General features: G+C 65.0%; 1 protein-coding gene and 1 pseudogene. One reads left to right on the top strand and one right to left on the bottom strand.

The window, feature by feature from the left end:
- Nucleotides 1–366 (top strand): annotated as a pseudogene (locus AC4FAH_RS10585) (tRNA 2-selenouridine(34) synthase MnmH); the annotation flags it as partial.
- Nucleotides 367–391: 25 nt separating this feature from the next.
- Here AC4FAH_RS10585 and AC4FAH_RS10580 read toward each other — a convergent pair.
- The coding region (locus tag AC4FAH_RS10580; RefSeq protein WP_490246004.1) for a type 1 glutamine amidotransferase at nt 392–1,177 on the bottom strand (786 nt) is incomplete at its 5' end.

Genomic DNA, 1,177 nt, shown 5'->3' with positions numbered 1-1,177 from the left:
GTGCAGATTCAGAAGGACTATATCGAGGGGCTGTGGTCCACCTACAGTCGTCACTATGGTGACTTCCTCGGCTGGACCCTGATGCAGCGCCAGCTGCGTCAGGCGCTGCTGCGTCTGCGCAAGCGCCTGGGCAGTGCGCGCCTTGCTCGTCTGGTGCGCATGCAGGACATCGCCTTCCAGGAGCACAAGCGCGGCAACCCCATTGCCCATGAAGGCTGGCTGGCGCCGCTGCTCAGCGAGTATTACGACCCGATGTACCGCTATCAGCTCGAGAAGCACGAGCGCACCTTCCTGCACGTCGGCGACTGGGACAACAGCCTTGCCTTCGCGCGTGAGTGGAGCGCCAATCACCGCTGGCAGCGCTGACACTCCTCATGGGCGCCGTCAGCGCTCACGCATTCAGCCAGTCCACCAGCAGGCGGTCCAGCAGGGCCGCCTGACGATCAAAGCGCTTCGGGTCCTCCAGCAACGCCTCGCGTGACTGCACGCCATTGCCCTCCAGGGGCGCGGGATGGTGGGCCAGGCGGTCCTGCGTGGCCGCCGCATCCATGTGCGGATGGAAGTTGAGCGCCACCACGCGACCCTCATCCCAGCTGAAGCCGGCCACTGGCGTATGCTCGCTGCTGGCCAGCAGCTCGCAGTCTTCCGGCAGGCCGCAGATCTCCTCATGCCACATCAAGGCCTCGAACTCGGCGGGTAGCCCCAGCGGGCACTCGTTGCTGCGCGTCAGCGTGGCCCAGCGACGCTGTGGCACCACGGCGGACGAGACGATCGCCCCCATCTGCTCGGCGATCAGTCGCGCCCCCAGGCCAATCCCCAGCAGCGGGCGATTGCTGTTCAGCGTGCGCCGAATCAACTTGCGCTGCAGGCGCAGCGACTGCTGTTCGGCGGGCGAGGCGGGCTGTGCGGCGCTCGACAGGCGTTGCGGACCATCCAGCACCACCAGCGCATGGAAATCATCGATGCCCGGCAAGGCTTCGCCTGCCAGCGGGAAGCTGGTGTTGAAGCTGTGCCCCATGCCGGAAAGCCAGTCCTTGAGACGTAGCGGACCCTGCCAGTCATGCGCTAGCGTTGCGGTATCGGCGGCTGAATCTGGTTCAGTGTCAGGGAGTTGCCCCTGATGTATGAAGTAAAGATGCATGGCTTCATCATGCGTGAGCGCCATGTCAGCGTAAAG

It is taken from the genome of Cobetia sp. (assembly GCF_983723665.1).
This window is presented reverse-complemented; position numbering and strand designations above follow the sequence as displayed.